26 protein-coding genes are annotated in these 25,812 nt (G+C 66.3%); 11 read left to right on the forward strand and 15 right to left on the reverse strand.

The window, feature by feature from the left end; genetic code table 11:
• Positions 1-10: 10 nt before the first annotated feature.
• Complete coding sequence (gene pcaD, locus A6723_RS09535; protein ID WP_054907990.1) at positions 11-808, reverse strand: 3-oxoadipate enol-lactonase; 798 nt, start codon at positions 806-808, stop codon at positions 11-13.
• Between the two features lie 97 nt (positions 809-905).
• On the opposite strand from pcaD, the gene A6723_RS09540 reads away from it, so the two are divergent.
• The gene (locus A6723_RS09540; protein WP_054907989.1) at positions 906-1,781 is read left to right on the forward strand and encodes a LysR family transcriptional regulator; all 876 of its coding nucleotides are present in this window, start codon (positions 906-908) and stop codon (positions 1,779-1,781) included.
• Here A6723_RS09540 and A6723_RS09545 read toward each other — a convergent pair whose 3' ends face one another.
• A complete protein-coding gene (locus tag A6723_RS09545) occupies positions 1,782-2,534 on the reverse strand; it encodes a glutathione S-transferase family protein (RefSeq protein WP_054907988.1) in 753 nt (250 codons plus the stop codon). It lies immediately after the preceding gene.
• Positions 2,535-2,712: 178 nt separating this feature from the next.
• On the opposite strand from A6723_RS09545, the gene A6723_RS09550 reads away from it, so the two are divergent.
• From A6723_RS09550 to A6723_RS09560, 3 genes are all read left to right on the forward strand, one after another.
• Complete coding sequence (locus tag A6723_RS09550; protein ID WP_371914051.1) at positions 2,713-3,216, forward strand: RNA polymerase sigma factor; 504 nt, start codon at positions 2,713-2,715, stop codon at positions 3,214-3,216.
• The gene (locus A6723_RS09555; protein ID WP_054907986.1) at positions 3,213-4,175 is read left to right on the forward strand and encodes a FecR domain-containing protein; all 963 of its coding nucleotides are present in this window, start codon (positions 3,213-3,215) and stop codon (positions 4,173-4,175) included. The genes A6723_RS09550 and A6723_RS09555 overlap by 4 nt, the downstream gene beginning before the upstream one ends.
• Before the next feature lie 205 nt (positions 4,176-4,380).
• Entirely contained in the window at positions 4,381-6,789 is a 2,409-nt protein-coding gene (locus A6723_RS09560) for a TonB-dependent siderophore receptor (RefSeq protein WP_054907985.1), read from the forward strand.
• A gap of 184 nt (positions 6,790-6,973) precedes the next feature.
• Here A6723_RS09560 and A6723_RS09565 read toward each other — a convergent pair whose 3' ends face one another.
• Positions 6,974-7,831 (reverse strand): protein phosphatase 2C domain-containing protein, encoded by an 858-nt coding sequence (locus A6723_RS09565; protein ID WP_054907984.1) that lies wholly within the window; start codon positions 7,829-7,831, stop codon positions 6,974-6,976.
• 79 nt (positions 7,832-7,910) lie between these two features.
• On the opposite strand from A6723_RS09565, the gene A6723_RS32385 reads away from it, so the two are divergent.
• The 3 genes from A6723_RS32385 (at position 7,911) to A6723_RS09575 (ending at position 9,519) form a co-directional block, all read left to right on the forward strand.
• Positions 7,911-8,108: a hypothetical protein gene (locus A6723_RS32385; RefSeq protein ID WP_256233671.1), complete on the forward strand. Its 198-nt coding sequence runs from the start codon at positions 7,911-7,913 to the stop codon at positions 8,106-8,108.
• An 81-nt stretch (positions 8,109-8,189) separates the two neighbouring features.
• On the forward strand, positions 8,190-8,876 hold the full coding sequence (locus A6723_RS09570) for an SMP-30/gluconolactonase/LRE family protein (RefSeq protein ID WP_371914052.1): 687 nt from the start codon (positions 8,190-8,192) through the stop codon (positions 8,874-8,876).
• Positions 8,877-8,895: 19 nt separating this feature from the next.
• Complete coding sequence (locus tag A6723_RS09575; RefSeq protein ID WP_054907983.1) at positions 8,896-9,519, forward strand: glutathione S-transferase family protein; 624 nt, start codon at positions 8,896-8,898, stop codon at positions 9,517-9,519.
• 300 nt (positions 9,520-9,819) lie between these two features.
• On the opposite strand, the gene A6723_RS09585 is transcribed toward A6723_RS09575, so the two are convergent.
• The 6 genes from A6723_RS09585 to A6723_RS09610 all read right to left on the reverse strand — a co-directional run bounded on the left by A6723_RS09585 (position 9,820) and on the right by A6723_RS09610 (position 15,744).
• Entirely contained in the window at positions 9,820-10,128 is a 309-nt protein-coding gene (locus tag A6723_RS09585) for a hypothetical protein (RefSeq protein ID WP_054907981.1), read from the reverse strand.
• Between the two features lie 11 nt (positions 10,129-10,139).
• Positions 10,140-11,582 (reverse strand): cell envelope integrity protein CreD, encoded by a 1,443-nt coding sequence (gene creD, locus A6723_RS09590; RefSeq protein ID WP_054907980.1) that lies wholly within the window; start codon positions 11,580-11,582, stop codon positions 10,140-10,142.
• A 142-nt stretch (positions 11,583-11,724) separates the two neighbouring features.
• Positions 11,725-13,140 carry a two-component system sensor histidine kinase CreC gene (gene creC, locus A6723_RS09595; RefSeq protein WP_054907979.1) on the reverse strand — a complete coding sequence of 472 codons (1,416 nt, stop codon included), beginning with the start codon at positions 13,138-13,140 and terminating at the stop codon, positions 11,725-11,727.
• Positions 13,140-13,829: a two-component system response regulator CreB gene (gene creB, locus A6723_RS09600; protein ID WP_054907978.1), complete on the reverse strand. Its 690-nt coding sequence runs from the start codon at positions 13,827-13,829 to the stop codon at positions 13,140-13,142. The genes creC and creB overlap by 1 nt, the downstream gene beginning before the upstream one ends.
• 65 nt (positions 13,830-13,894) lie before the next feature.
• Positions 13,895-14,416 (reverse strand): ATP-dependent zinc protease, encoded by a 522-nt coding sequence (locus A6723_RS09605; RefSeq protein ID WP_054907977.1) that lies wholly within the window; start codon positions 14,414-14,416, stop codon positions 13,895-13,897.
• Positions 14,417-14,490: 74 nt separating this feature from the next.
• A complete protein-coding gene (locus A6723_RS09610; RefSeq protein ID WP_054907976.1) occupies positions 14,491-15,744 on the reverse strand; it encodes an HD-GYP domain-containing protein in 1,254 nt (417 codons plus the stop codon).
• Positions 15,745-15,868: 124 nt separating this feature from the next.
• Between A6723_RS09610 and A6723_RS09615 the strand changes: the two genes are divergently transcribed.
• Positions 15,869-16,753: an acyltransferase gene (locus A6723_RS09615; protein WP_054907975.1), complete on the forward strand. Its 885-nt coding sequence runs from the start codon at positions 15,869-15,871 to the stop codon at positions 16,751-16,753.
• A 6-nt stretch (positions 16,754-16,759) separates the two neighbouring features.
• On the opposite strand, the gene A6723_RS09620 is transcribed toward A6723_RS09615, so the two are convergent.
• Positions 16,760-17,314: a DUF2780 domain-containing protein gene (locus A6723_RS09620; RefSeq protein ID WP_054907974.1), complete on the reverse strand. Its 555-nt coding sequence runs from the start codon at positions 17,312-17,314 to the stop codon at positions 16,760-16,762.
• Between the two features lie 97 nt (positions 17,315-17,411).
• Positions 17,412-17,954, reverse strand: a complete 543-nt coding sequence (locus A6723_RS09625; protein ID WP_024766519.1) for a DUF2780 domain-containing protein — start codon at positions 17,952-17,954, stop codon at positions 17,412-17,414.
• 288 nt (positions 17,955-18,242) lie between these two features.
• On the opposite strand from A6723_RS09625, the gene mdtD reads away from it, so the two are divergent.
• Positions 18,243-19,679: a multidrug transporter subunit MdtD gene (gene mdtD, locus A6723_RS09630; protein ID WP_054907973.1), complete on the forward strand. Its 1,437-nt coding sequence runs from the start codon at positions 18,243-18,245 to the stop codon at positions 19,677-19,679.
• On the opposite strand, the gene A6723_RS09635 is transcribed toward mdtD, so the two are convergent.
• Both A6723_RS09635 and A6723_RS09640 read right to left on the reverse strand, forming a co-directional pair.
• Positions 19,680-20,192 carry a RimK/LysX family protein gene (locus tag A6723_RS09635; RefSeq protein WP_054907972.1) on the reverse strand — a complete coding sequence of 171 codons (513 nt, stop codon included), beginning with the start codon at positions 20,190-20,192 and terminating at the stop codon, positions 19,680-19,682. It lies immediately after the preceding gene.
• A 111-nt stretch (positions 20,193-20,303) separates the two neighbouring features.
• Complete coding sequence (locus A6723_RS09640) at positions 20,304-20,513, reverse strand: cold-shock protein (RefSeq protein ID WP_017520182.1); 210 nt, start codon at positions 20,511-20,513, stop codon at positions 20,304-20,306.
• Between the two features lie 320 nt (positions 20,514-20,833).
• On the opposite strand from A6723_RS09640, the gene dbpA reads away from it, so the two are divergent.
• Together dbpA and yccS are read left to right on the forward strand one after the other, a co-directional pair.
• Positions 20,834-22,210: an ATP-dependent RNA helicase DbpA gene (dbpA, locus tag A6723_RS09645; RefSeq protein ID WP_054907971.1), complete on the forward strand. Its 1,377-nt coding sequence runs from the start codon at positions 20,834-20,836 to the stop codon at positions 22,208-22,210.
• A gap of 153 nt (positions 22,211-22,363) precedes the next feature.
• On the forward strand, positions 22,364-24,559 hold the full coding sequence (yccS, locus tag A6723_RS09650; RefSeq protein ID WP_064979620.1) for a YccS family putative transporter: 2,196 nt from the start codon (positions 22,364-22,366) through the stop codon (positions 24,557-24,559).
• A gap of 118 nt (positions 24,560-24,677) precedes the next feature.
• Here yccS and A6723_RS09655 read toward each other — a convergent pair whose 3' ends face one another.
• Positions 24,678-25,412 (reverse strand): ABC transporter substrate-binding protein, encoded by a 735-nt coding sequence (locus A6723_RS09655; protein ID WP_054911315.1) that lies wholly within the window; start codon positions 25,410-25,412, stop codon positions 24,678-24,680.
• 64 nt (positions 25,413-25,476) lie between these two features.
• On the reverse strand, positions 25,477-25,812 hold a 336-nt coding region (locus A6723_RS09660; RefSeq protein WP_139092942.1), incomplete at its 5' end, for a phosphatase PAP2 family protein.

The raw sequence follows: 25,812 nt of genomic DNA on the forward strand, positions 1-25,812 counted from the left end.
CCTTGTTCATTCAGCGAACCCGCAGAAAATCCAGCACCGCGCCTTCGAACTCACGGGGAAACTCGATGTTCGACAAATGCACGGCCGGCAGCCTGAGCAGACGAGCGCCGGGGATCGCTTCGGCGATCAGCTCGCTGTGTCTGGCGGCGGTGACGGTGTCGAACTGGCCAGCGATCACCAGTGTGGGCAGGCGGACGTCCCGCAAGGCCGTACGCAGATCGGTTTCCTGGACGGCGGCGAAGGAACCGGCCAGCCCGTGTCGGTTGGTCGCCAGCAGCGTCGCGCGGAACGGCTCCACCTCCGGGCGCTCTTGCGCCAGCCAGGTCGCCGGGAACCAGTTGCCGAGGAAGGTCGCGGCGGTGCCCCGCATATCGTTCGCCTCCAACACTTCGGCAATGCGCGCATCCCACTGCTCCCGCGGCCCCAGCCAGGCGGAGGTATTCGCCAGCACCAGTCGCTCGATACGCTGCGGCGCGTTCAGCGCCAGCCATTGCCCGACGAAGCCACCGAGCGACAAGCCGAGAAAATTCGCACGCCGCACGCCCAGTGCATCCAGCAATTCGATGACGTCTTCGCCCAGCCGCCCCAGCGAGTACGGACCCGGCGGCACGCTGGAAGCGCCATGGCCGCGAGCGTCGTAACGCAGCACGCGAAAGTGCTCGCTCAGCGCGGCAATCTGGCCGTCCCACATGTGCAGGTCGGTGCCGATGGAATTGGACAGAACCAGCAGCGGCAAGCCAGCGGCGCCATCCAGGCGGTATGCGATACGCGCGTTGTCGCGGGTCGTCAGGTAATGCAGCGGGCTCATGGGAGCGTCTCCGTCGGTGAAGGTGCAGACGAAGGTAGTTGCCGCGGCATTCCGAAGAAATTACAAAGAGCTGACCAAGACTGTCAGGAAAGCTGACATGCACGATTTCACCCTGCACGACCTGCAATGCTTCTATGCCGTGGCCACGGCGGGCGGCTTCCAGGCGGCGGCACAGCAACTGCACCGTTCGCACCCGGCGGTGTTCGCCGCCGTCGCCCGACTGGAGCGGCAGCTCGGTTTCGCGCTGCTGGATCGCAGCGGCTACCGCGTCACCCTGACCGCCTCCGGCCAATCCTTCCATCGCCGCGCCCAGGGCTTGCTGCGCGAGCTGGGCAGCCTGCGCGACCACGCCACGCACCTGGCCGCCGGAGAGGAAAGTGAATTGCGCGTGGTGCTCGGCGACTTCTGCCCGCGCCCTGCCCTGCTGGAGCGATTGGCGCGCTTTTTCTCCGGTGAACCGCAGACGCACCTGCAGCTGTACTTCGAAAGCGTCAGCGGCCCGCTGGAGCGGCTACTGGATGATGAAGCGGACCTGATCCTGCATCGCGTCGACAAGGCCGATCCGCGCCTGGAATGGATGGACCTGGGCGCCGTGGATTTCATCCCGGTCATCGCCCCGGCGCTCCTGCCGGAAATGAAGAGCCCCGGCCCGGAACACCTGCGCCCGCTCACCCAGTGCGTCATGCGCGACAGCGCCCGGCACTCGCCGCCAGTGGAGTTCTTCACGCTGGATGGCGCGCCGCAATGCAGCGTGCCGGACCAGGCGATGAAGAAAGAGCTGGTGCTGTACGGCCTGGCCTGGGGGCACCTGCCGCGTCACCTGATAGAAGAGGAGCTCGCCGATGGCCGCCTGCGCGATCTGAGCGGAGCACAGCTGCCCGGCCGCCGCGAGGAACTGGTCGCCGCGCGCCGCCGCGACCGTGCCCACGGCCCGGTCGCGCAACGGCTCTGGAGCTTCCTGCAGGCGAGCTGATCAGCTGCGACTCATCGGCCCGCGCACTGGCTGCTCGTGCAGGTGGCTGACCTCGCTGACCGGCGCGCCCGCTGCGATCAGCGCCTCGCGCTGCTGCAGGATCGGCGTGCGGGCGATGGCGCGCTCGAAATAGTGGAGTTTTTCGAATGCCGGCAGGGCGAAGGCCGCTTCCAGCATCGCCGCCAGTTTTGGCCAGCGCTGGGCGTCGAGCTGGTAGCGGGCGAACTGCGCGTTGCGCATGAAGCAGGCAACACTGATGTCAGCGATGGACAGCTCGCCGAACAGCCAGCCGGTCGCCGGCAACTGTGCTTCCAGGTAGTCGAAGATCGACGGCAGATCCTGCTGATAGGTCTTTTCCAGCACCGCCGCGTCCGGTTCGCGGCCCCAGACGCCACGGCCGATCACCAGTTGGTCGAACAGCTGCCAGATCACCACCTGGCCCATTCGGCTGTCGGCGAACTCCTCGATCCAGCGCGCGCGGGCACGGTCGGCGACATCCGCCGGGTACAGCGCGGGCTGTGGATAACGTTCTTCGAGGTACTGGCAGATCACCGAGGAGTCGTTGAGCACCAGCTCGCCATCCACCAGCACCGGCACCTGGCGCAGCGGGCTGAGGCGCTCGAACTCGGTGTTGCCGTAAAAGGGCACGACGGAATCGATGCGGTAGTCCACGCCCTTCATCTCCAGCAGGACCAGCGCTTTGCGCACATAGGGGGACAGGTAGGAGCCGATGATGAGTACGGGGTCGGACATGGCTGTTTTTCTTATAGGAATGGGCGCCCGATTGTAGATCGTGCCGCGAACGGCAGACAAAAGCCGACGGGCGCCAATTGCGCGCGTGACTGCACTTTGCGATCATTTGCGAATAGTTATCGTTTTTGAACTTGATCCCATTCGAGATCATTGGGGGAGTAGCTTGTCGGCCATCCAGATGGGTAGCGGCGAACTCGTTGGCGCCTTGTATCGCGATCACCGCGACTGGCTGACTGCCTGGCTGAACCGCAGCCTGGGCTGTCCGCAGCGCGCCGAAGACCTGAGCCAGGACACCTTCGTCCGCATGCTTGGCCGTCGCGAGCTGCCTTCCCTGCGCGAACCGCGCGCCTTCCTGGTCACCGTCGCCAAGGGCCTGCTGGTGGATCACTGGCGCCGCGTGGCGCTGGAGCAAGCCTACCTCGAAGAGCTGAAGTTCCTGCCCGAAGCCGTGCAGCCCTCGGCCGAGGACCACTGCCTGATCCTCGCCGACCTGCGCGAGATCGACCGCCTGCTGGGCAAGCTGTCCACCCGCGCGCGCAGCGCCTTCCTGCTCAACCGCCTGGATGGCCAGGGCCACGCCGAGATCGCCGAGCAACTGGGCGTTTCCGTACCGCGGGTGCGCCAGTACATCGCCCAGGGCCTGCGCCAGTGCTACGTCGCCCTGTACGGCGAGCCGACGTGAAGGGACCGGTTTCCCTGCAGGTGCTGGACGAGGCGATCAGCTGGCAGCTGCGCCTGGGCTCCGGTGAATCGCGCCCGGACGATGAGGCCGCCTTCGCTCGCTGGCATTCCGCCCACAGCGAACATGCCCGCGCCTGGAGCCAGTTGGGCATGCTCGACCGCAGCCTTGCCGGCGCCGCCCCCAAGGCCGCACGCAATGCCTTGCTGCGCTCGCCCGGCGAGTCGCGGCGCAAGGTCCGCCGGCTGGCCGGCACCGGGCTGTCGCTGCTGCTGGTCGGAGCGCTCGCGCTGGGCGTCGGCAATCGCTATACGCCGGTACGCTACGTCTTCTCCGACCTGGTAACCGCCACCGGCGAGCAGCGTGAACTGCGCCTGCCGGACAACACCCTGCTCAAGCTCAACAGCCGCACCGCCGTCGACGTGCGCTTCGACGCCCAGCAGCGCCGCATCGTGCTGCTCAGCGGCGAGATCCTGGTAGAGACCGCCCACGGCGACAGCCGCCCCTTCATCGTCGAAACCGACGAGGGCCGCCTGCGTGCCCTCGGCACGCGCTTCCTGGTGGAGCGTGACGAAGGCGACAGTACCTTGCTCAGCGTCCTGCAATCCGCCGTGGCCGCGCGCCCCGAACAACTGCCGGACGAGCGCGTGATCAACCAGGGCCAGCAGGTGCGCTTGCGCGCCGATGGCTTCGGCAACGTGGAGGCCAACAGCGCCACCGCCGATGCCTGGACCCACGGCATGCTGGTGGTGGACAACGTGCGCCTGGGCGAGCTGATCGACCAACTGGCTCGCTACAGCCCCGGCTACCTGGCGGTGGACCCGGCGCTGGCGGACCTGCGCATCACCGGCAGCTTCCCGCTGAAGAACATCGACCTGGCGCTCGGCTCGCTGGAGCCGACGCTGCCGGTGCGTATCGAGAATCACGGCCCCTGGTGGTCACGCGTGGTGCCGCGCGGCTGAAGGTTCTTGTGCAGGAGCGAGCTTGCTCGCGAACGGATTCCCCCCGGTTACCACGGCATCCAGAGATTCGCGAGCAAGGGCTAGGCGCCCCCCTCGGTCCTGCGAAAAGCCATCCGGAAAAATAGTTTCACCCAGCCCTATCACTTTTTGATTCTCGTCCGGCAAAGAGGCATCGAGAAACGTTTTCATTCAGGAGTCGTTTTCAATGCGCCGCCCGTTCGAGCTTTCGCTTCGCCCCTGCCTGCTGGCCACCGCCATTCTGCTGGCTACCTCCTCGGCCCTCGCCGCCGACGCCGTGCGTGATTACCAACTGCCCGCCGGCCCGCTGGCCAGCACCCTCAACCGCATCGCCGCAGAAGGTGGCCTGAGCCTGAGCCTCGACCCGGCGCTGGCCCAGGGCCGTAGCGCGCATGCCGTGCAGGGCCGCTTCGATGCCGCCAGCGCACTGCGCCAGGCGCTGCAGGGCACCGGGCTGGAGCTGGTGGAAAGCGAATCGGGCAGCTACAGCCTGCGCCCGGCGCCGAGCGACACCCTGTCGATGTCCGCCACCACCGTCAGCGGCACCCAGGAAGACCCGGACGGCCCGGCCGTAGGCTACCTGGCCACCCGCACCCGCGCCGGCACCAAGACCGACACCCCGCTGCTGGAAGCCCCGCGCTCCATCTCCGTCGCCACCCGCGAGCAGATGCAGGACCGCAACGTGCAGAGCCTGGATGACGCGGTGCGCTACATGCCCGGCGTGATCGCCAGCAGCTACGGCAACGACACCCGCGCCGAATGGCTGAAGGTGCGCGGCTTCGAGCCGACCCAGTTCCTCGACGGCCTGCCGCTGCCCAAGGGCTCCTACGTGATGCCCAAGCTGGAAACCTGGGACCTGGAACGCGTCGCCCTGCTGCGCGGCCCGGCCTCCTCGCTGTACGGCCAGACCCCGCCCGGCGGCCTGCTGGACATGACCAGCCGCCGTCCGGAAGCTGAAAGCAGCCATGAAGTGCAGCTGCAGGTCGGCAGCTACGAGCACAAGCAGATTTCCTTCGACAGCACCGGCAAGGTCGACGACGCCGGCAACCTGCTGTACCGCGTCAGCGGTGTCGTGCGCGACAGCAACACGCAGGTCGACCACGTCGACAACAAGCGCTACAACATCGCGCCGAGCCTGACCTGGAACTTCGACGAAGACACCAAGCTGACCTTCCTCTCGCAGTTCAACCGCGACGATACCGGCATCACCAGCCAGTTCCTGCCGCTGCAGGGCACCAAGCTGTCCACCCCGGCGGGCGAGGTGAAGTACCACGAGAACCTCGGCGATCCGGACTGGGAGTTCTACGACAAAACCTATTACGCCCTGGGTTACGCCTTCGAGCACCGCATCAACGACGTCTGGCAGTTCCGCCAGAACCTGCGCTACACCAAGAGCGACCTGTCGTTCCAGGGCATCACCGCTGGCGGCAGCGCAACCTCGGTCAGCGACGACGGCACCCTGGCCCGTGGCGCCAACGTGGTGGATGAAGACATCAGCCAGTTCGCCATCGACAACAACCTGCAGGCGGACTTCTCCACCGGCCCGCTCAAGCACACCCTGCTGCTGGGCCTGGATCACCAGCGTGCCAACACCAACTACAAGTGGCTGTATGGCGCGGCGCCGACCAGCAACATCACCAAGCCGATCTACGGGCAGGACTTCAGTAATGTCGCCTTCACCGCGTACAACGATTACAACCAGAAGATGCGCGACACCGGCCTCTACGCGCAGGACCAGATCGCCCTCGACAACTGGCGCCTGACCCTGGGCGGCCGCCAGGACTGGGCCCACACCGGCTCGAAGTTCTACGACGCCAACGGCGCCACCGACACTCGTCGCGACAGCCAGTTCAGCGGCAACGCAGCCCTGAGCTACGTGTTCGAGAATGGCGTGGCGCCCTACGTGTCCTATGCCGAGTCGTTCCAGACCGAAGCGGGCGGCACCGCCGGCGCGGCCTTCGAGCCGAGCACCGGCAAGCAGTACGAGCTGGGCGTGAAATACCAGCCGGTGGGCACCGACCTGATGCTCAGCGCGGCCGTCTACGACCTGACCCGCAAGAACATCGTCCTCACCGGCAGCGACTTCATCAGCCGCCCGGTGGGCGAAGCACAAGTGCGCGGCTTCGAGCTGGAGGCCGTAGGCAACGTCACCGAGAACCTCAAGGTGACCGCCGCCTACACCTACGCCAACAGCAAGATGACCAAGGTCGCCAACCCGCTGGACAAGAACCGCCCGCTGCCGCTCACCCCGGAAAACCAGGCCTCGCTGTGGGCCGACTACACCTGGCATGACGGTCTGCTCGACGGCTTCGGCCTGGGCTTCGGCACCCGCTACGTCGGCGAGACCCACAACATCGCCATCGGCAGCATGGGCTACGTGCGCGACAAGTCGGACGGCGACACCGGTTCCTACACCGTCTACGACGCCGCGGTGCACTACGACCTCGGCCGCCTGGACAACAGCCTCAACGGGCTGAACGTCGCGCTGAACGCCAACAACGTATTCGACAAGGAATACATCTCCACCTGCGACGGCTTCTACTGCTACTACGGCGACCGTCGCAACGTGGTGGCCAGCGTCAACTACAAGTTCTGACGCCTCCACGAAGCCGCGGGCACTCGTAGGGCGCATAACGCGCAAGCGTTATGCGCCGGGCAAAAGCCGGCGGATAACCTGTTCCAGGTTATTCGCCCTACGATCCTGCGCACTGAAAGCCCCGCTCTTTCGGAGCGGGGCTTTTTGCTTTCTACGCAATGCCATCCTCGGAATTGTCGGGGCTTCAGCCGCGCACGGCTCCCCACACCACACTCGCATCGTCGTGGATCTTCAGGCGTGGATAGTCCAGCGCCTGGCCATCGGCGCTTTCCAGAGCGCGCAGTTCATCGATCAGCGCTTCGACGCCACGTTCAGGCAGCGCCGCGAACAGCGAATCCAGGTCGTAGCGACGGAAATCCAGCAGCCGGTCGAAACCATCGGTCACCAGCATGAACGCCTTCAATCCTGAAGGATCGAGCACCCGGCGCTGAACATGTGCAATCCAGCGCTCGCTCGGATCGAGGCACCAATAACCCTGCGGAGTGTTCGCCAGCGCCCGGTTGCGCCGCACCCACTCGCGGCTGGCCTGCCACAACTGTGCGTGGGACCAATCCGGGTTTGCCTCGCGCAGCGCCAGCAGGCGCTGTACCGACTGGCGGTCGATCTCCTCCAGCGGTGTGTCCCCGAAGCTCTCCACATGCCCGTCATCCCATGCCAGGTGGATGCAGGTGTCGCAGAGATTGAGCAGCTCCAGCGAGCCATCGCCCAGCACCCGCAGCAGGCTCAGGCAAGCGGTGGGCAGGTTCAGATCAAGGCTCACGGCCACGCCGGAATCGCGCTGGAAATCCGCAGCGATGCCCGCCTGCAGTTGCACCAGCAGGTCTTGAGTCGGCCTGTACGGCTGCTCCTCCAGCAGGCGCTGAAGATGAGCATTGGCGCTCTGCGCCAGCCAGCGCGCGTCGCTCTCGCCGCCGACCAGCCCCCGCCCGAGACTGGTCGCGCCATCCAGCACCCAGGCCGCCTGCGCGGTGTAGCCGATGGCATCGTCGTTCACCGGCGAGCCCTGGCGGCACGCCGCCCCCAATACGGAAATCGTCGTCACAACCGCTCTCCTTCGTTTCGTCGGCCACACTGACCGGCGTACAGTCTCATCACCATTCGGACTCTGCCTAGGAGAGCCCATGCCTCGCATCCTGTCCCTCCCCCTGAACTGCCTGCTGCTTGCCGGCCTGTTACTGGCCACCGGCGCCCACGCCACGCAAGTGAAGTACTTCGACCTGCCCAAGGGCTCCGGCCCGCACGATGTGGCGCCCACCGAGGACGGCAAGGTCTGGTACACCGCGCAGAAGCTCGGCGTGCTCGGCCGGCTCGATCCGTAGACCGGGCAGAGCGAGCAGATCAGCCTCGGCAAGGGCTCCAGCCCACACGGCGTAATCGCCGACGCCAACGGCGACGCCTGGATCACCGACAGTGGCCTCAACGCCATCGTCCACGTGGACGCGCAGCGTCTGGGCGTGGAGGTCATCCCGCTGCCCAAGGAAGCGCCCAACGCCAATCTCAACACTGCGGTATTCGATGACGACGGCGTGCTGTGGTTCACCGGGCAGAATGGCTTCTATGGTCGGCTCGACCCGGACAGCCGCGACCTGAAGGTCTGGCCGGCGCCGCGCGGCAAGGGCCCGTACGGCATCGCCGTGACTCCGGATGGAGGCGTCTGGTACGCCTCCCTCGCGGGCAACTACATCGGCCAGGTCGACGATATCGCCGATAACGCCACCACCTTCGACGCCCCCGGCAACGACAGCGGCCCGCGTCGCCTGTGGGCCGACTCCGTGGGGCGGCTGTGGATCAGCCAGTGGAGCGCCGGAAGCCTGGCGCGCTTCGACCCCAGCGACAACCAGTGGAAAACCTGGAAGCTGCCGGGCGATCATCCGCAGCCCTATGCGGTCTACGTCGATGCCATGGACCAGGTCTGGCTGAGCGATTTCGCCGCCAATGCCCTGCTGCGCTTCGATCCGCAGAGCGAGAAATTCACGGCCTACCCGAGCGACCACGAACACGCCAACGTGCGCCAGCTGCTCGGCCGGCCCGGCGAGGTGTGGGGCGCCGAATCGGGCACCGATCGCCTGGTCGTCCTGCAAGATTGAACCCACCGAGGAGTCGTTGATGAGTACCCGTCCCGTCCTGTTCCACGCCGCCGCTTCTCCCTTCGTGCGCAAGGTCATGGTCCTGCTGCACGAGACCGGCCAGGTCGATTCCGTGGAGCTGTACGCTGCCGTCCACACACCCATCGCGCCGGACGCCGGCGTGCTGCAGGACAACCCCGCCGGAAAGATTCCCGCCCTGCGCCTGGCCGACGGCCAGACCCTGCATGACAGCCGGGTGATCCTCGAATACCTCGACCAGCAGCACGCCGGCGAGCCGCTGATTCCCCGCGACGGCGCGGCACGCTGGCGCCGCCTGACCCTCGCCTCATTGGCCGACGCAGTGCTGGATGCCGCCGTGCTGATTCGCTACGAAACCGCCATGCGCCCCCAGGAGAAACACTGGGACAAATGGCTCGACAACCAACAGCTGAAGATCGTCCGCACCCTCGCCTATTTCGACGAACCGGCCCACCCCGAGCTGGCCGAGCGCTTCGACATCGCCGCGATCGGCGTCGCTTGCGCGTTGGGCTACCTGGACTTCCGCCAGCCGCACTGGGACTGGCGCGCGGACTATCCGCAACTGGCGAAGTGGTTCGCAGAGGTCAGCCAGCGGCCGTCGATGCAGGCGACCGTGCCGGCCTGACTGACGATGGGTATCGCTGCACGCCCCCATCCTAGGGTACGCAGCTAAGAGAGCGGGCCGGCATGCTCCAGACCTGCCAGCCCGCACCGCCCAGCCCCCTCTCCCCTCGGGAGAGGGTTGGGGTGAGGGGAAGCCGGCTGCGCCAGGCCTTCATCGTCGGCTGGCTGTGCCGCACGACCCTCCGCTGAAAACGCTCATCACGCATTTCCCTCCGCCCCATCCCCTGCTCGAACAACCCGGCGATACGCCGCGCCAGCCGCCGCCCCACCTCGCGCTCCTCGCGCAGCCCGGCCCACGCACTCATGACTGCTGCTCCTGGCGGCCGAAGCGATAGATCGGCAGCGCCAGCAGCAGGCCGAGCTGGGCGACTCCCACACACATCTCCAGGAAGGAGCGCACATGGGGATTGTTCGCCGCATCCTCGACGCCGGTGAGCAACTCCCACCAATCGCCCGGCAGCAGCAGGGCGATGTGGGCCAGCGGTTTGCCGCTGGCCACCAGCAGGGCGATCCAGTCGAAGCGGCCGATGAGCATCAGCGCTGGCAGGCACAAACCACTGATCAGCAGGCCGGCGAACAGGCACAGGGAAAAGCGCATCACGTTGGTCATCACGACTCTCCTCAGCGCTGTACGCGCACATCGTCCAGGGAAAATTCCAGGTCATCGCCACGGGGCTTGCCGATGCCATACCAGTCCAGCTGGCGAGTCAGCACCATCACGCCACCGAGCACACCGAACAGCAGCAGCGAGCCCATCAGCAAGGCATAGTCTTCGGCGCTGAGCAGCGCGTAGAGCATCCCGTAGAGCCCGGCTAGCCCCACGCTGAAACCGGCGCCGCGCCACAGGCTGTGCAACACGTGGCAGAGGTAGAAACCGATCAGCCCGACACAGGCGCCAGCGGACAGCAGGTAGGCCAGCTCGAAGCCGAGATGCTCGGAGAGCGACAGCAGCAACAGGTAGAACAGCGCCAGCGCCATGCCCACCAGCGCGTACTGGATCGGGTGCACCGACAGGCGCTTGAGTACTTCGAAGAGGAAGAAGCCGGCGAAGGTGAGGACGATGAACAGCAGCGCGTACTTCACCGCGCGGTCGGTCTTCAGGTACTGGTCCACCGGGTCCACCAGCGCCACGCCGAAGCGATGCTCACCGAACTGGCTGCACTCGGCGGTGCTGGCGCGGGAGGTATCCGGATCGTCCGTACCGACCGCCCGAGCCACGTCGACCTGGGCCGGCGCGGTGCATGCACGCAGTTGGTCCTCCAGGTTGGTGGCGAAGAAACTGGTGCGCCAACGCGCGCTGAAACCCTGGTCGCTGACACTGCGCTCGGTGGGCAGGAACTCGCCGCCGAAGCTGGGGTGCGGCCAGTCCGAGACCAGGTTGACCTGGCTGTCGCGGCCCACCGGGGTGATGTCCAGGCGGCTGCTGCCCAGCAGGGACAGCTCAAAGGAATAGTCGAAGCGCTGCTCGCGGTCGCTGGCCTTGAACGGCAGCACGGCATGCACGCCGTTGCCGAGGAACTGGCTCTGGGTGCCGGGCTGGAAGTCGCGCAGCGCGTCGCCGACCTTCAGCTTCGGCGCGTTCTCGATACCGCGCACATCGCTGATACCCACCGCCAGCAGCGGCTCATCGAAACGGTAGCTGGTGAGATCACTGGTGATGCCGTAGTTGGCCGGCAGAACGAAGCTGCCGCTGACCTGGCTGTCGGCATGGAACAGACGTGCCTCGTAGATGCCGCGATGGCGCAGTTCGGTGCGCATCTGCCCATCGAGGCTGAAGACTTCCGGCAGGAAGTACAGCCGCCCGCGCACTTCGCGCTCCTGCAATACGCGCTGCTGGCTGGCCTTGTCCAGGCGCCAGGCGCGAATGGTGCGGGTGTAGGGCACGACCACCAGCGGGCCGGTGAGCTGCTGGCTGTAGCTGGCGCTGCGGGCGATGTCCTGCAGGACCTCGTCACGGTAGTTCTGACGTTCGTCGACGAGGCCGTCGATCATCAGCAGGGGTATCAGCAGGAGGACGATCAACAGCGCGATGGCGCCGAGCTTGATGCCGAGTTGGCGGTTCATCGAAGGCTTTCTCCGTGGGTGGACGACGGAGAGAGCTTGGGGTTCGCGCGTGGTGGCGCTCGGGGCGGAATGTGGAGAGTCTGTGTGATTTGCGTGGGCCGGCTTTTGTAGGACCGAGGGGGACGCCCAGTCCTCCTCGGTCCTACATAGGCAACAACAGAGTCGCGCGGACGCCGCCGTCGACGTTCTCCACGCTCAACTCACCGCCATGCAACGTCGCCACTTCCGCGACGAAGTTGAGCCCCAGCCCGGTGCTCTTGCGGCCACTCGCCGGGCGCGGCAGGGAGTAGAAACGCTCGGTCAGGCGCGGCAGGGCGAACTCCGGAATGGCTTCGCCCTGGTTGAACAGTTCGACGCGCCAGCCCTCGCCTTCGGGCTGCGCATCGAAGCGAATGACGCCACCCGCTGGCGTGAAATCCAGTGCGTTGTCCAGCAGGTTGCCCAGCGCCTGGCGCAGCAGGAAGCGTTCGCCGTGTACCGTCGCCTGCGGCGGGATGGCGTTCTCCAGCTGCACGCCCTGCACCCGCGCCATGCGCTCGTCGATCAGCTCGCTCGCCAGTTCATCCAAGGCCACCGGCACGCGCTCCTCCAGTCCCTGGCGCTGCTCCACCTGGGCCAGGTTCAGCAACCGTTCGATCAGTTGCTGCAGGCGCTCGCTTTCTCCCGCGATGTTGCCGACGAAGCGCGCACGCTGCTCGGCGGGCATCTCGCCTTCGAGCAACTCTGCAGCACCACGGATCGCCGCCAGCGGGCTCTTCAGTTCGTGGGTCAGGGTGTGCACGTAGCGCTCGACGTAATCCTTGCCCTCCAGTTGCACACGCATGCGCTCCACGGCGCCGGCCAGCTGCGCCATCTCGCCACCGCGATAACGCGGCAGCTCCGCGCGGCGCCCTTCGCTCACCGCCTGGGCGTAGCGGGTCAGGCGATCCAGCGAGCGGCTCAGCCACCAGGACAGCCCCGCGCCGACCAGCAGGCCGAGCACGATCAGCCCCGCACCGAGCCACGCGAGGCGCCGTTGCGAACGGTCGATATAGGGCTGCAACGTGCGGTTGGGTTTGGAGACCGAAACCACGCCGATGATCTTCTCGCCATCGCGGATCGGCGCGGCGACATACATCACCGAGGATTCCGGGTCGTCCGCCGACTCGCGGCTGGAGCGCGCGCCGTACTGGCCGCGCAGGGTCAGGTAGACGTCGTTCCAGCGCGAGTAGTCCTGGCCCACGGCCTGGCCGAGGGAATCCAGCAGGACGATGCCGCGCGCGTCGGTCACGTAGATGCGGTGGTTCACCGCGGTCTTGTTCACGCCCCAGATATCCGCCTGCGGGCTGCGCGCGCCATAGGCGCGAAGCATCTCGGGCAGGCGGCTCTGGTCGAGGGTACCGCGCTTCACGTCGGCCTGGAGAATCTCGGCCAGCAGGTTGGCGGTATCCACCAGCGTCTCTTCGCTGGACTGGCGCACGCCAGGGCGGATCTCGTCCATCACCGTGCGCAATACGAACCAGCCGGTCAGCCCGACGAAGAAGAAGTAGACCAGGAAGATCCGCAGCGACAGGCGCATCAGCTCTTGTCCGGCGCGTAGCTGTAGCCCAGGCCGCGGTGGGTCTGGATCGGTTCGGCGGCGGGGGCGACCTGGCGCAGCTTGGCGCGCAGGCTCTTGATGTGGCTGTCGACGTTGCGCTCGTAGCCGGCGTCGGCAGCGACGCCCAGGGCATCGAGCAACTGCTCGCGGCTGAACACCCGCTCGGGGCGCGCCAGCAGCGTCTGCAGCAGGCGGAATTCGTGGCGGGTCAGGCTCAGTGACTGGCCGCGGTAGCGGATCTGGAAACGCTCCTCGTCCACCTCGAACGGGCCATTGCCGATCACCGCGGGGGCAGGCGCTTCACGCGGTGCGGTGCGCTTGAGGATGGCCTTCACCCGCGCGGCGACTTCGCGCGGGCTGAAGGGTTTGACGACGTAGTCGTCGGCACCGATTTCCAGGCCGACCACGCGGTCGATCTCGGCGTTGCGCGCGGTGAGGAAGATCACCGGCACCTCGGAGAAGCGACGCAGTTGCTTGCAGGCTTCGAAGCCGCTGATATCCGGCAGCCCGACGTCGAGGATGACCAGGTCGAAGGCGTCGCGCTGCAGGCGCTCGAGGGCGGGGCCGGCGAGGTTCAGCCAGGTCGTTTCGAAACCTTCGGCCTGCAGGGCATAGAGCAGCGTGTCGGCGATGGCGGCTTCATCTTCGACGATGAGGATGTGGGGCATGGGATTCCGATTCCCGGGAAAGTCCCGGAAGGGTCCACCAAGCCCCGCGCCGCGTCAATCGAGGATCAGGAGCAGTCTGGCTTGCCGGCGACGAAGCGCTCGCCCGCGTCCACCGCGACGTGGAACTTGCGCAGGCCCTTGGCGCCCATCAGGAAGGGGTAGTTGAAGTGGCTGCGGTCGGTGAGGTTGACCTCGATGGTGCGTTGGTCGCCGCCCAGGCACACCGGCAGTTCGATCACCGGGCGCTGGCTGAGGCCGGGGCTGGACTCTTCCTCTTCATCCTCGCCGGCGCCGTCCGAGCGGTTCTTGATCTTGGAGATGCGCGCCAGCTTGTGTTCGTACACCGAGTCGCCGCCATCCTTGGTGGCCAGCTTGAAGCGCACCCAGTCCTCGCCGTCGCGCTGGAAGATCTGGATGTCCTTGGCCGACAGCGAGGAGGTGTAGGCGCCGGTGTCCATCTTGGCCTGCAGGGTCTGGTCGAGCTCAGGCAGGCTGACCCACTCGTAGCGGCCGTAGAGTTTGGTCTCGGCGGCCAGGGCGAGGCCGGGCAATGCAAAAAGGGATAGCAGGGCGAGGGCGCGTTTCACGCGGGAACTCCGGGTTGGGCGGGTGTAGCGCATAGGACTATCACGCCCGCCATAGGTTCGCCAGCACACCCGCTTCACGCGTCGAACAACGAGCCGCGCCGGCGGTCCAGCCCACTCCACAGCGCCTCCAGGTTGCGGAAGCCCCATTTGTCCGGCGACTCGCGGCTGACAATGCGCTCGCGGCCCTTGCTCCGCGACAGGTCGAGTACCTCGAAGGGAATCGCCGCACGGGTGCGCGTCGAATAGAAGACCTTGACCACCGGCAGCAGCAGTTCCGCGCCCTGTTCCACGACCACTGCCAGGCGCTCGCTTTCCAGGCGCACCAACGCGCCGATGGGATAGATGCCAAGGCACCGGACGAAGGCGCGGAACACCTGCTGATCGAGGTGCCCGCCGCACCATTGCGACATGCGTTGCAGTGATTCCGCCGGGTCCCAGCCCGCCTTGTAGGGGCGGTCGGAGGTGATCGCATCGTAGATGTCGCAGACCGCGCCCATGCGCGCGAACAGACTGATCTGCTCGCCGGCGAGGCGGTGCGGGTAGCCAGTGCCGTCGAGTTTCTCGTGGTGGTGCAGGCACACATCCAGCACCAGCGCGCTGACGTGGCGGCCCTCGCGGAGAATCTCGCCACCGCGCCAGGGGTGCTCGCGCACGCTGGCGAACTCGCTCTCGTCGAGGCGACCAGGTTTGTTCAGCACCGCCATCGGCACCGTCATCTTGCCGATGTCGTGGAGCAGCCCGGCAAGGCCGGCTTCACGCACCAGGTTTTCATCCAGGCCGAGCTGCCGCGCCAGGGCGATCATCAAGGCGCAAACGGCGACCGAATGCAGGTAGGTGTACTCGTCGGCGGTCTTCAGCCGCGCAAGGCTGATGACCGCGTTGGGATGTCGTTGCATGGAGGCGGCGATTTCACCCACCAGTTGGTGGGCGCCCTCGGCATCGACCACGCGCCCCATGCGGGCATCCTGGAACATGGCGAGGACCATTTCCTTGGAGCGGATGCACAGTTGGCGGGCGATCTGCAGCTCATCTTCCAGGCTGCGCCGGGCAATCGGCGGGTCGCTGGGCGCGGCCGGTTCCTGCGTCTGCTCGGTGGCTGCCGCGCCAGACTGCGCAGGCGCCGGGGACGCCGGCAGACAACCGCGGCGCGGGTCGATCAGCACCTCGCGCACCGCACTGTGCTTCAGGCGTCGCAGGTCCTCGGGATCATCCAGCAGGAAGCGCGCGCGCCAGAACGGATGGTTCACCCACGATCCGCACAGCTCGTGCACATACATCCCTAAAGTGACGGCTTCGACGGGAATGCGCAGGTACGGCGAGTCGGACATGGCAGGCCTCGGAGTATGACTCCCAGAGCATAGTCTTCCGGCCACTGCAGCGGGAGGGGCGCTTGGGAACCCTACGTCGGCTGCGTATCATGCTCCAGCCACCGTCGCAAAAGGAAAGGACCCCATGCAGGCACTGACCGGCGTCTTCGCCAGCCTCCTGTTGCTGCTCAACACCCTGATCCTGATCGGCCCGATGCTGCTGATCGCCCTGCTCAAGCTCATCGTTCCCGGACAAGCAGCGAAGGATGCCTGCTCACGCGGGGTGATGTGGATCGCCGAGACCTGGGCGGAGATCGACAAGGCCATCTTCGCCCTGCTGACCCCGACCGTGTGGGACATCCGCGGCTCCGCCCAGTTGCGCGGCGACACTTCCTACCTGGTGATCAGCAACCACCAGTCCTGGGTCGACATCCCGGCGCTGGTGCAGGCCTTCAACCGCAAGACGCCCTACTTCAAGTTCTTCCTCAAGAAGGAACTGATCTGGGTGCCCTTCCTCGGCCTGGCCTTCTGGGCGCTCGACTATCCCTTCATGAAGCGCTACAGCAAGGCCTTCCTGGAAAAGCACCCTGAGCTAAAGGGCAAGGACCTGGAGATCACCAAGGCTGCCTGCGAGAAGTTCAAGCGCATGCCGGTGACCGTGGTGAACTACCTCGAAGGCACGCGCTTCACCCCGGCCAAGCAGGCCCAGCAACAATCGCCGTACCAGAACCTGCTGAAGCCCAAAGCCGGCGGCGTGGCCTTCGTGCTGGCGGCCCTGGGCGAGCAGCTCGATACGCTGCTGGACGTCACCCTGGTCTACCCGAAAGGCCCGCGACCGGGATTCTGGGACCTGCTCTGTGGGCGCGTGCCGCGGGTGATCGTGGACATCCAGGCACGCGAGATCGACCCCGCGCTGTGGCAGGGCGATTACGAGAACGATGCGGAATTCCGCCAGTACGTGCAGAACTGGGTGTCGCAGTTGTGGGAACAGAAGGACCAGCGCATCGAGCAGTTGCGCCAGGAGTTCTGAGGCTCCCTAAGCACCCCGCCCGGCGACTGGCGCCGCCGGCGTCAGCGGGGTGCCCCAAAGTCCGCCGAGCGTACCGAGCAGTTGGCTGCTGAGGCCCTGTTCGGTGAAGTAGTCGAGGATCACCCCGGCGAAGCGGCCGATCATCGACTGGTCCATCCCCAGCACGCCGAATATCTGGTCGACGTCCTGCAGGTTGTTGATTCCACCCAGCAGCGCCGCGGCGTTGCCCAACCCGCCGAAACCACCCAGCGCCCCACCCAGGTCGCCCAGCGAACTGTTGCCGGCGAGCTGGTCGAGATTCGGCAGGGATTTCTGCAATTGCGCCGTGTCGGTTTCCTTCAGGCTGTTCATCGCCAGCCCCAGCAGGGCACCCGTGCCACCAATGGCCTGCTGCTCGCTGACGCCCAGTTGCCGGGTGAGGTTGCCCAGTAGTGCATTGGCGGCCGGCGGCACGCCCTGGGTTTCAGCGGCGGGCTCGCTGGTGTCGGTGAAGGTAGCGGCGAACACGGGGGACGCGACCAGCCAGGCGGCGGCCAGGAAGACGGCGGAACGGGTGGGCATCGACGGCTCCGGAGAACGGCTGTCCGACCCCAGGTCGGGGCCGGATCGTCGATAGGACCGGTGCCCGGCACGGCGGTTCCGCGCCGGCCGGCGGATATCAGGCGCCGGTGCCCCAGAGACTGCCCAGGGTGCCGAGCAGGTTGCTGTTGGCGCCCTGCTTGCCGAGGTAATCCAGCAGCACGCTGGAGAATTTGCCAGTCATGTCCTGGTCCATGCCCAGTGCACCGAAGGCCTTGCTCACGTCGCCCATGCTGCTGACGTTGCCGAGCAGACCGCTGGAAGCGCCGCCGCCAAGATTGCCGAGCTGCCCGCCCAGGCCACCCAGGGCGTTGCTGCCGGTGAGTTTGTCGAGGCCGGGGACGGTCTTCGCCAACTGCGAATAGTCGGCGGTGCTGAGCTTGTTCTTCGCCAGGCCCAGCAGGGCGCCGGTACCGCCGAGGGCCTGTTCGTCGCTGACGCCGAGCTGGCCGGTCAGGGCGTTGAGCAGGCCGCTGGTCTGCGGGGTAGAGGCGACCCGCGAGGTATCGGCGCCGGTCGCGCCGGATACCGCCTTGGCGGCATCGCCCAGGTTGAAGGCAAATGCCGAGGAAGCCGCCAGCAGGGCGGCCAGTGCGAGGGTGACACGGGGTTTGACGGACATCGCTGTCTCCTGGGGGTGTACCGGACGCTATATCGACCGGGAGCCAGGGCCGTTGTTCCGCCATGAACGGCGCCAAGGGACAAAGCACGGCTCGGTCACAGTGTCACCAACCAACGCCCATCCGAAGGGCCGGCGGGGAACTCCTTCACGTCCGCGCGCCGAAAAGCCATTCGTACAATCACTGCGCAAGGGGCCATCGGAGAATCATCGCGCCCCGGCCGCGGCGATTTTCCCCGCGAGCGCCAAAGATTCCCTAAGCTAGAGCCATTCCCGCCCGACGGACCGACCATGAGCGAACCCTACATCCTCACGCCCCGCGTCGCCCGATTGCTGCCCTGGCTGGTGGCCATCGCCTTCTTCATGCAGGCCCTGGACGGCACCATTCTCAACACTGCCCTGCCGAGCATGGCCCGCTCGCTGGAAGAGGACCCGCTGCGCATGCAGGGCGTGGTGATCGCCTACCTGCTCACCGTGGCGCTGCTGATCCCCTCCTCCGGATGGATTTCCGACCGCTTCGGCACGCGCCGGGTATTCCTCTTCGCGATCTTCCTGTTCAGCTTCGGCTCGCTGCTCTGCGCGCTCTCGCCCAGCCTCGGCACCCTGGTCGGCGCCCGCGTGGTGCAAGGCATCGGCGGCGCGCTGATGATGCCGGTTGGGCGTCTGGTGATCCTGCGCGTGTACCCGCGCACGGAGCTGGTGCGCATCCTCAGCTTCGTCACCATTCCCGGCCTGCTCGGGCCGCTGGCCGGCCCCACACTGGGCGGCTGGCTGGTGGAGTACGCCAGCTGGCACTGGATCTTCCTGATCAACCTGCCGGTCGGGCTGGTTGGCTTCATCGTCGCCCTGCGCCTGATGCCCGACCTGCACGGCGTTCGCGCGACGCGTTTCGACTCGATCGGCTTCCTGCTGTTCGGTGGCGCCATGGTGCTGATCACCATCGCTCTCGAAGGCCTGGGCGAACTGCACATGCCCCACGTGCGCGTGGTCCTGTTGCTGGTGGGCGGGCTGGTACTGCTGGCGGCTTACTGGCTGCGTGCGCTGCGCATCGAAGCACCGCTGTTCCCACCGTCGCTGTTCGCCACGCGCACCTTCGCCGTGGGCGTACTGGGCAACCTGTTCGCGCGCCTGGGCAGCGGCTCCCTGCCCTTCCTCACTCCGCTGCTGCTGCAGATCGGCCTGGGCTTCTCGCCATCGCGGGCGGGCATGACCATGATCCCGATGGCCCTGGCGGCCATGGTCATCAAGTCGCTGGCGCGACCGCTGCTGGACCTGTTCGGCTACCGCAAATTGCTGGTCAGCAACACATTGCTGCTGGGCGCGATGATTGCCAGCCTCGGCCTGGTCGACCAGGACACCCCTTACGCGCTGCTGCTGGTGCAGTTGGCAGTGTTGGGCGGGATCAACTCGCTGCAGTTCACTGCGATGAACACCCTGACCCTGATCGATCTGCGCGACGACAACGCCAGCGCCGGCAACAGCCTGCTCTCGGTGGTCATGCAGCTATCCATCGGTATGGGCATCGCCTGTGCGGCGGCGCTGCTGGGCGGGTTCACGGGCGATCAGGAAAGCGTGCAGGGCGATGTGCTGTCGGCCTTCCACGCGACCTACTTCAGCGTCGGCATCCTCTCGATGCTGGCGGCCGCGATCTTCTTCCAGCTCAACGCCGAAGACGGCCGCACCACACCACGCCGGGTCGAACCCGAGCATGGTGTCGACGAGCATTGATCAGGGCTTGCAGGTCGGCGCGACGGTCTGCGTCTTCGAGGCGTCCACCGGCCCCAGGTGTTCCAGGGTGCGACGCCCCAGCAGCACCGGGTAGTCCAGGGTCTGGCGGTCGCGCAGGGTGAACTGCTCACGGTAGACCTTGCCGCCCAGGCAGACGTCCATCAACACCACGGGAGCGCGCTCGACGCCGCTGGCGGTCTTGAACTTGAGCACGCGCTCGACACGCCGCTCGAAAGGCAGGCGCTCTTCCTTGCCGGTCGCCGGGTCAGTCAGCATCACGTCGTACTGTACCCAGCGTTCGTCGTTCTTCTTGATGCGCGTGATGTTGCGCGCGTCCATCACCGAGGTCTGCGCGCCGGTATCCAGCTTCGCCTTGAGGGGTGCCTGTTCGGGCATCAGCATGAGCGTCTCCACCCACCCCCAGGCGGTGGGCTGGGCGGGCGCGTCGGCGGCAAGGGCGCTGCCCGAAACGAGCAGGCCGGCGAGCAGCAGGCGGAAGGCAGGCGATGGCATGGATGGCAGCTCCGGAAAATCGATGGCAGCACTATAGGCGACAAGGACATAGGCAATAAAAAACCCCGGATGTTTCCACCCGGGGTTTTTTTCGGCTGACGCCAGGGGATCTTAGATCACCTGCACGCGCTCGGCCTGCATGCCTTTCTGGCCCTGCACGACTTCGAAGCTGACCTTCTGGCCTTCGGCCAGAGTCTTGAAGCCGTTACCTTCGATAGCGCGGAAGTGTACGAACACGTCCGGGCCGCTTTCCGGGGTAATGAAGCCGTAGCCTTTGGTCTCGTTGAACCACTTGACGGTGCCGTTCTGACGATTCGACATGGTGTTCTCCTTGGAACGTATTTTTGAAATTAGCCACGAATGGCCAGGAACTGAGTTGCAAGGAGTTACAAGGAGTCGAGCAGGACGGGGTGGAATAACCGACCGCATCAGGTCACGATCGACGGCGACCCATGCAAACACAGTCCGGAAACTCTACGATAAAAATCTGCGGAAAGCGAATCTCTTGAAAAAACCGTTCATCGCTACTTGGAGAAATTCTGACGAGTGGCCTCAAACCCTTGCCATACAGGCTTCTCAGCCCTTTTGAGGGGCTCTCCTGCTACACTGCGCGGCCATATGGATTCACCCGGGCTCCCTTCGTGACCACCTCTGCATTTTCCACCCTCGCGCTGTCGGCCGACCTGCTGGCCAACCTCGATTCTCTCGGTTATCGCGAGATGACGCCGATCCAGGCCGCCGCCCTGCCGGCGATCCTCAAGGGCCGCGACCTGATCGCCCAGGCCAAGACCGGTAGCGGCAAGACCGCCGCCTTCGGCATCGGTCTGCTCAGCCCGCTGAATCCGCGTTATTTCGGTTGCCAGGCACTGGTGCTGTGCCCGACTCGCGAGCTGGCCGACCAGGTCGCCAAGGAGATCCGCCGCCTCGCCCGTGCCGCCGACAACATCAAGGTGCTGACCCTCTGCGGCGGTACGCCCTTCGGCCCGCAGATCGGATCGCTGGAGCACGGCGCCCACGTGGTGGTCGGTACGCCGGGGCGCATTCAGGAACACCTGCGCCGCGGCACCCTCAAGCTCGACGGCCTGAACACCCTGGTACTGGACGAAGCTGACCGCATGCTCGACATGGGCTTCTACGACAGCATCGCCGACATCATCGGCCAGGCTCCGGCGCGCCGGCAGACCCTGCTGTTCTCCGCTACCTACCCCGACGGCATCGGCCAACTGGCGGCGAAGTTCCTGAAGAACCCCGAGCGCGTCGAAGTGGAAGCACTGCACGACGACAGCCAGATCGAACAGCACTTCTACGAGATCGATCCCAAGCAGCGCCTCGATGCCGTCGTGCGCCTGCTCCAGCATTTCCGCCCGCAGTCCTGTGTCGCTTTCTGCCATACCCGCCAGCAGTGCATGGAAGTGGTGGAGCAGCTCAACGCCCGCAAGATCTCCGCCCTGGCCCTGCACGGTGACCTCGAGCAGCGCGAGCGCGACCAGGTGCTGACCATGTTCGCCAACCGCAGCTGCAGCGTGCTGGTGGCCACCGACGTGGCCGCCCGCGGGCTGGACATCGCCGCACTGGAAGCGGTGATCAACGTCGAGCTGTCGCGCGATGCGCAGGTCCATGTGCACCGCATCGGGCGCAGCGGTCGCGCCGGCGAGAAGGGCCTGGCGCTGTCGCTGGTGACCCCGGCCGAAGCCAGCCGCGCCCAGGCCATCGAAGACCTGCAGGGTGCGCCGCTGAACTGGGAGCGCATCGACTTCCTCAAGGCCAACGACACCCCGCTGCTGCCGCCAATGACCACCCTGGCCATCGCCGGCGGGCGCAAGGACAAGCTGCGCCCCGGCGATATCCTCGGCGGGCTGACCGGCGACGCGGGACTCAAGGGCACGCAGGTCGGCAAGATCGCCATCTTCGACTTCCAGGCGTTCGTCGCCGTGGAGCGTGACGTCGCCAAGCAGGCGCTGAAGCACTTCAATGAAGGCAAGATCAAGGGCCGTTCGTTCAAGGCGCGGATTCTCTAGCTCTGCCTGCTTTCTGCAGGAGCAAGCTCGCTCCTGCAAAGAGCATCGCGCCACGGTTGGTAAGCAGGCGCAGCAGCGTGTCGCGCTCGCGATAGCAGCGCGGCAGACGTTCCGCTAGTCTGAGCAGCAGACATTCGGAAGTCCCGCACGCGCATGTTCTCCTCTCCACTGCTCCAGTCTCTGCAGCGCCTCTGGGCGCTGGACAAGTTCGCCTACAGCCTGCGGGTATTCGTTGCCCTCAGCGGAGTCATGCTCGCGTGCTGGCTGCAGGGCCGACCGGAGCTGGTGATCCCGCTGTTCCTCGGGGTCATCGCCAGCGCCTTGGCGGAAACCGACGATCACTGGCTCGGCCGCCTGCAGGCGCTGCTGGTGACGCTGGCCTGCTTCAGCATCGCCTCGCTGGCGGTGGAACTGCTGTTCCCCTACCCACCCCTGTTTGTCGCCGGGCTGGCGCTTTCGACCTTCGCGATGACGCTGCTCGGAGCCCTGGGCGAGCGCTACGCGGCTATCGCCTCGGCGACCCTGATCCTGTCGATCTACACCATGATCGGCGTCGACCAGCGCGGCGGCACGCCCGCCGACTTCTGGCGCGAACCCCTGCTGCTGGTAGCCGGCGCCGGCTGGTACGGGCTGCTCTCGGTACTGTGGAACGCGCTGTTCGCCAACCAGCCGGTGCAGCAGAGCCTGGCGAAGCTGTTCCTCGAACTGGGCGAGTACCTGAAGATCAAATCGACCCTGCTGGAGCCGCTGCGCCACCTCGATGTCGAGGCCCAGCGCCTGGCTCTGGCGCGGCAGAACGGCCGTGTGGTGGTGGCATTGAACCAGGCCAAGGAAACTATCCTCGCGCGCCTCTCCCACGGCAGGCCAAGCCCGAAGATCAGCCGCTACCTGAAACTCTATTTCATCGCCCAGGACGTTCACGAGCGCGCCAGCTCCTCGCACTATCCGTACAACCAGTTGGCCGAAGCCTTCTTCCACAGCGACGTACTGTTCCGCTGCCAGCGCCTGCTCAACCAGCAGGGCAAGGCGTGCAAGGCGCTGGCGAAGGCGATCCAGCTGCGCCAGCCGTTCGACTACAACGACAGCGAACTGGCCCTCGCCGACCTCAACGCCTCACTGGAACACCTGCGCCAGCAAGGCAACCCGGCCTGGCGCGGCCTGCTGCGCTCCCTCGGCGCCCTGGCGGCCAACCTCACCACGCTGGACCGCAAGCTCAGCGGCGCGAGCAATCCCGATGCGCTCGACGACGAACAGGACAGCACCCTGCTGGACCGCTCGCCGCGCTCGTTCAAGGATGCGCTGGAGCGCATCCGCCTGCAGATTTCGCCGACCTCGCTGCTGTTCCGCCACGCCCTGCGCCTGTCACTGGCGCTGGCTGCCGGCTACGGCGTGCTGCACCTGATCCACCCGACCCAAGGCTACTGGATCATGCTCACCACGGTGTTCGTCTGCCAGCCGAACTACGGCGCCACGCGCATCCGCCTGGTGCAGCGGATACTCGGCACGCTGGTCGGCCTGGTCGCCGGCTGGGCGCTGATCGACCTGTTCCCCAACCCACTGATCCAGTCGCTGCTGGCGGTGGTGGCCGGGGTCGCCTTCTTCGCCACGCGAAGTACCCGCTACACCCTGGCAACGGCGGCGATCACCCTGCTGGTGCTGTTCTGCTTCAACCAGGTGGGCGACGGCTACGGGCTGATCCTGCCACGCCTGTTCGATACCCTGCTCGGCGCGCTGATCGCCGGCATCGCGGTGTTCCTGGTGCTGCCCGACTGGCACGGGCGCAGCCTGCACCGGCTGGTCGGCGGGACCCTGGCGTGCAACAGCCGCTACCTGCGGGAGATCATGCAGCAGTACGCCAACGGCAAGCGCGACGACCTCGCCTACCGTACTGCCCGGCGCAACGCGCACAACGCCGACGCGACGCTCTCCACCACACTGTCAAACATGCTGCTGGAGCCCGGCCACTTCCGGAAGGACGCGGAAATCGGCTTCCGCTTCCTGGTGCTGTCCCACACCCTGCTCAGCTACCTTTCCGCCCTCGGCGCGCACCGCAACCAGCTGCCGCCTGACGTCAACGACGACCTCATCGCCGAGGCCGCCGAGCGCCTCACCGCCAGCCTCGACGACATCGCCACGCGCCTCAACGAGCGGCGCCCGGTGGCCATCTACAGCGACGAGGAAGACACGCTGGCCAAACGCCTGGAAGAGCTGCCCGATGAACAGGATGACGCCCACCGCCTGGTGCAGACCCAGCTGGCGCTCATCTGCCGACAGCTCACGCCATTGCGCACCCTGGCGGCGCACCTGCTGAAGAAAGACATCGGTGCGGAGCAGACCGAAGCCGCCTGACGCTTTTGTAGGAACGGGGGGACGCCCAGTTCTTGCTCACGAACGCATTGCACCGGATGGTCTGGCGTGAAACGTGGCTCGCGAGCAAGCTTGCTCCTACATAGAGCCCAAAGCCCCGTCAGAGACCGTACTCGCGCATCAGCAGGTCGTAGCTGCCATCCGCACGCATCTCGCGGATCGCCTTGTTGAAGGCCGCGACTATCTCGGCATGGTGCGGGTTATGCCGGCCGACAAGGATGTGCAGGCCGTTCTCGGCCAGCGGCACCGGCAGGAATTCCAGCTGCCCCTTGAGTTCGGCGAGGTCGCCGTTGAAATGCACACGCGCGGTGATCTCGTCTTCCAGCGTCAGGTCCACCCGCCCGGCCTGCAGCATCAGCGCCGCATTGACGAAGCTGAACACCGGCACCCGCTGCAGTTTCGGGTCGTTGTCGAAGGCCTCGGAGTAGGCGTAGCCACGCACCATGGCGATGCGGTACGGATACAGATCGGCCAGCTTGCCATAGGCAATCGGCGAACCCTGGCGCTTGATCAGGCACACGCGGTTGACCAGGTAGGGCTCGGAATACACGCCGAAGGACTCCCGCTCCGGCGTATACCAGGCGTCCGCCACTAGGTCGTACTCGCCGTTCGCCACACCGTGCAGCACGCGCGGCCAGGGCACCTCGATGTATTCGCTGGCATAGCCGGCGCGCTTGAGCGCCGCCTGTACCAGGTGCACCGCCACGCCATTGCCGGGCAACTGGCGGTCCGCATAGGGCGGCCAGCGATCCGCTGCGATGCGCAGCACTTCGCCGGCTTGCGCCGCGCAGGAAACGCACAGGAACAGCAGGGTCAGCAACAGGCGCAGCGGCATCGGGGATGTCGTCCAGGGAGAAGCTCTGGCAAGACTAGACGCTGCCCAGCGCGGCGCGCCAACCTCAGAACAGCATCGCCGCGCGCAGGCTCATGCCACCGCCGGTTTCCGGCACCACCGCCACGTTGTAGCGCTGACTTTCCGGCCCTTCGAGGAACAGGTTGTAGGTGAAGTTGGCGAAGAAGTTGCCCACCGCCATCCCGACCAGCACGTCGGTGGGGTAGTGCTTGTCTCCCTCCACACGCGACAGCGCAGTCAGCCCGTCGAGGGTGTAGAGCCCGGCCTTGGCGGTGTAGCGCCAGGTCGGGTTCATGTCGATATAGTCCAGGTTGCGGCGCGTGAAGCTGTTGTGCACGGCCGTCACGGCGGTGTGCTTGGACGGGAAGGAGTCATCGGGGAT

Origin of the sequence: Pseudomonas sp. AU11447 (assembly GCF_001672555.2) — a bacterium.
GTDB lineage: Bacteria > Pseudomonadota > Gammaproteobacteria > Pseudomonadales > Pseudomonadaceae > Pseudomonas > Pseudomonas nitroreducens.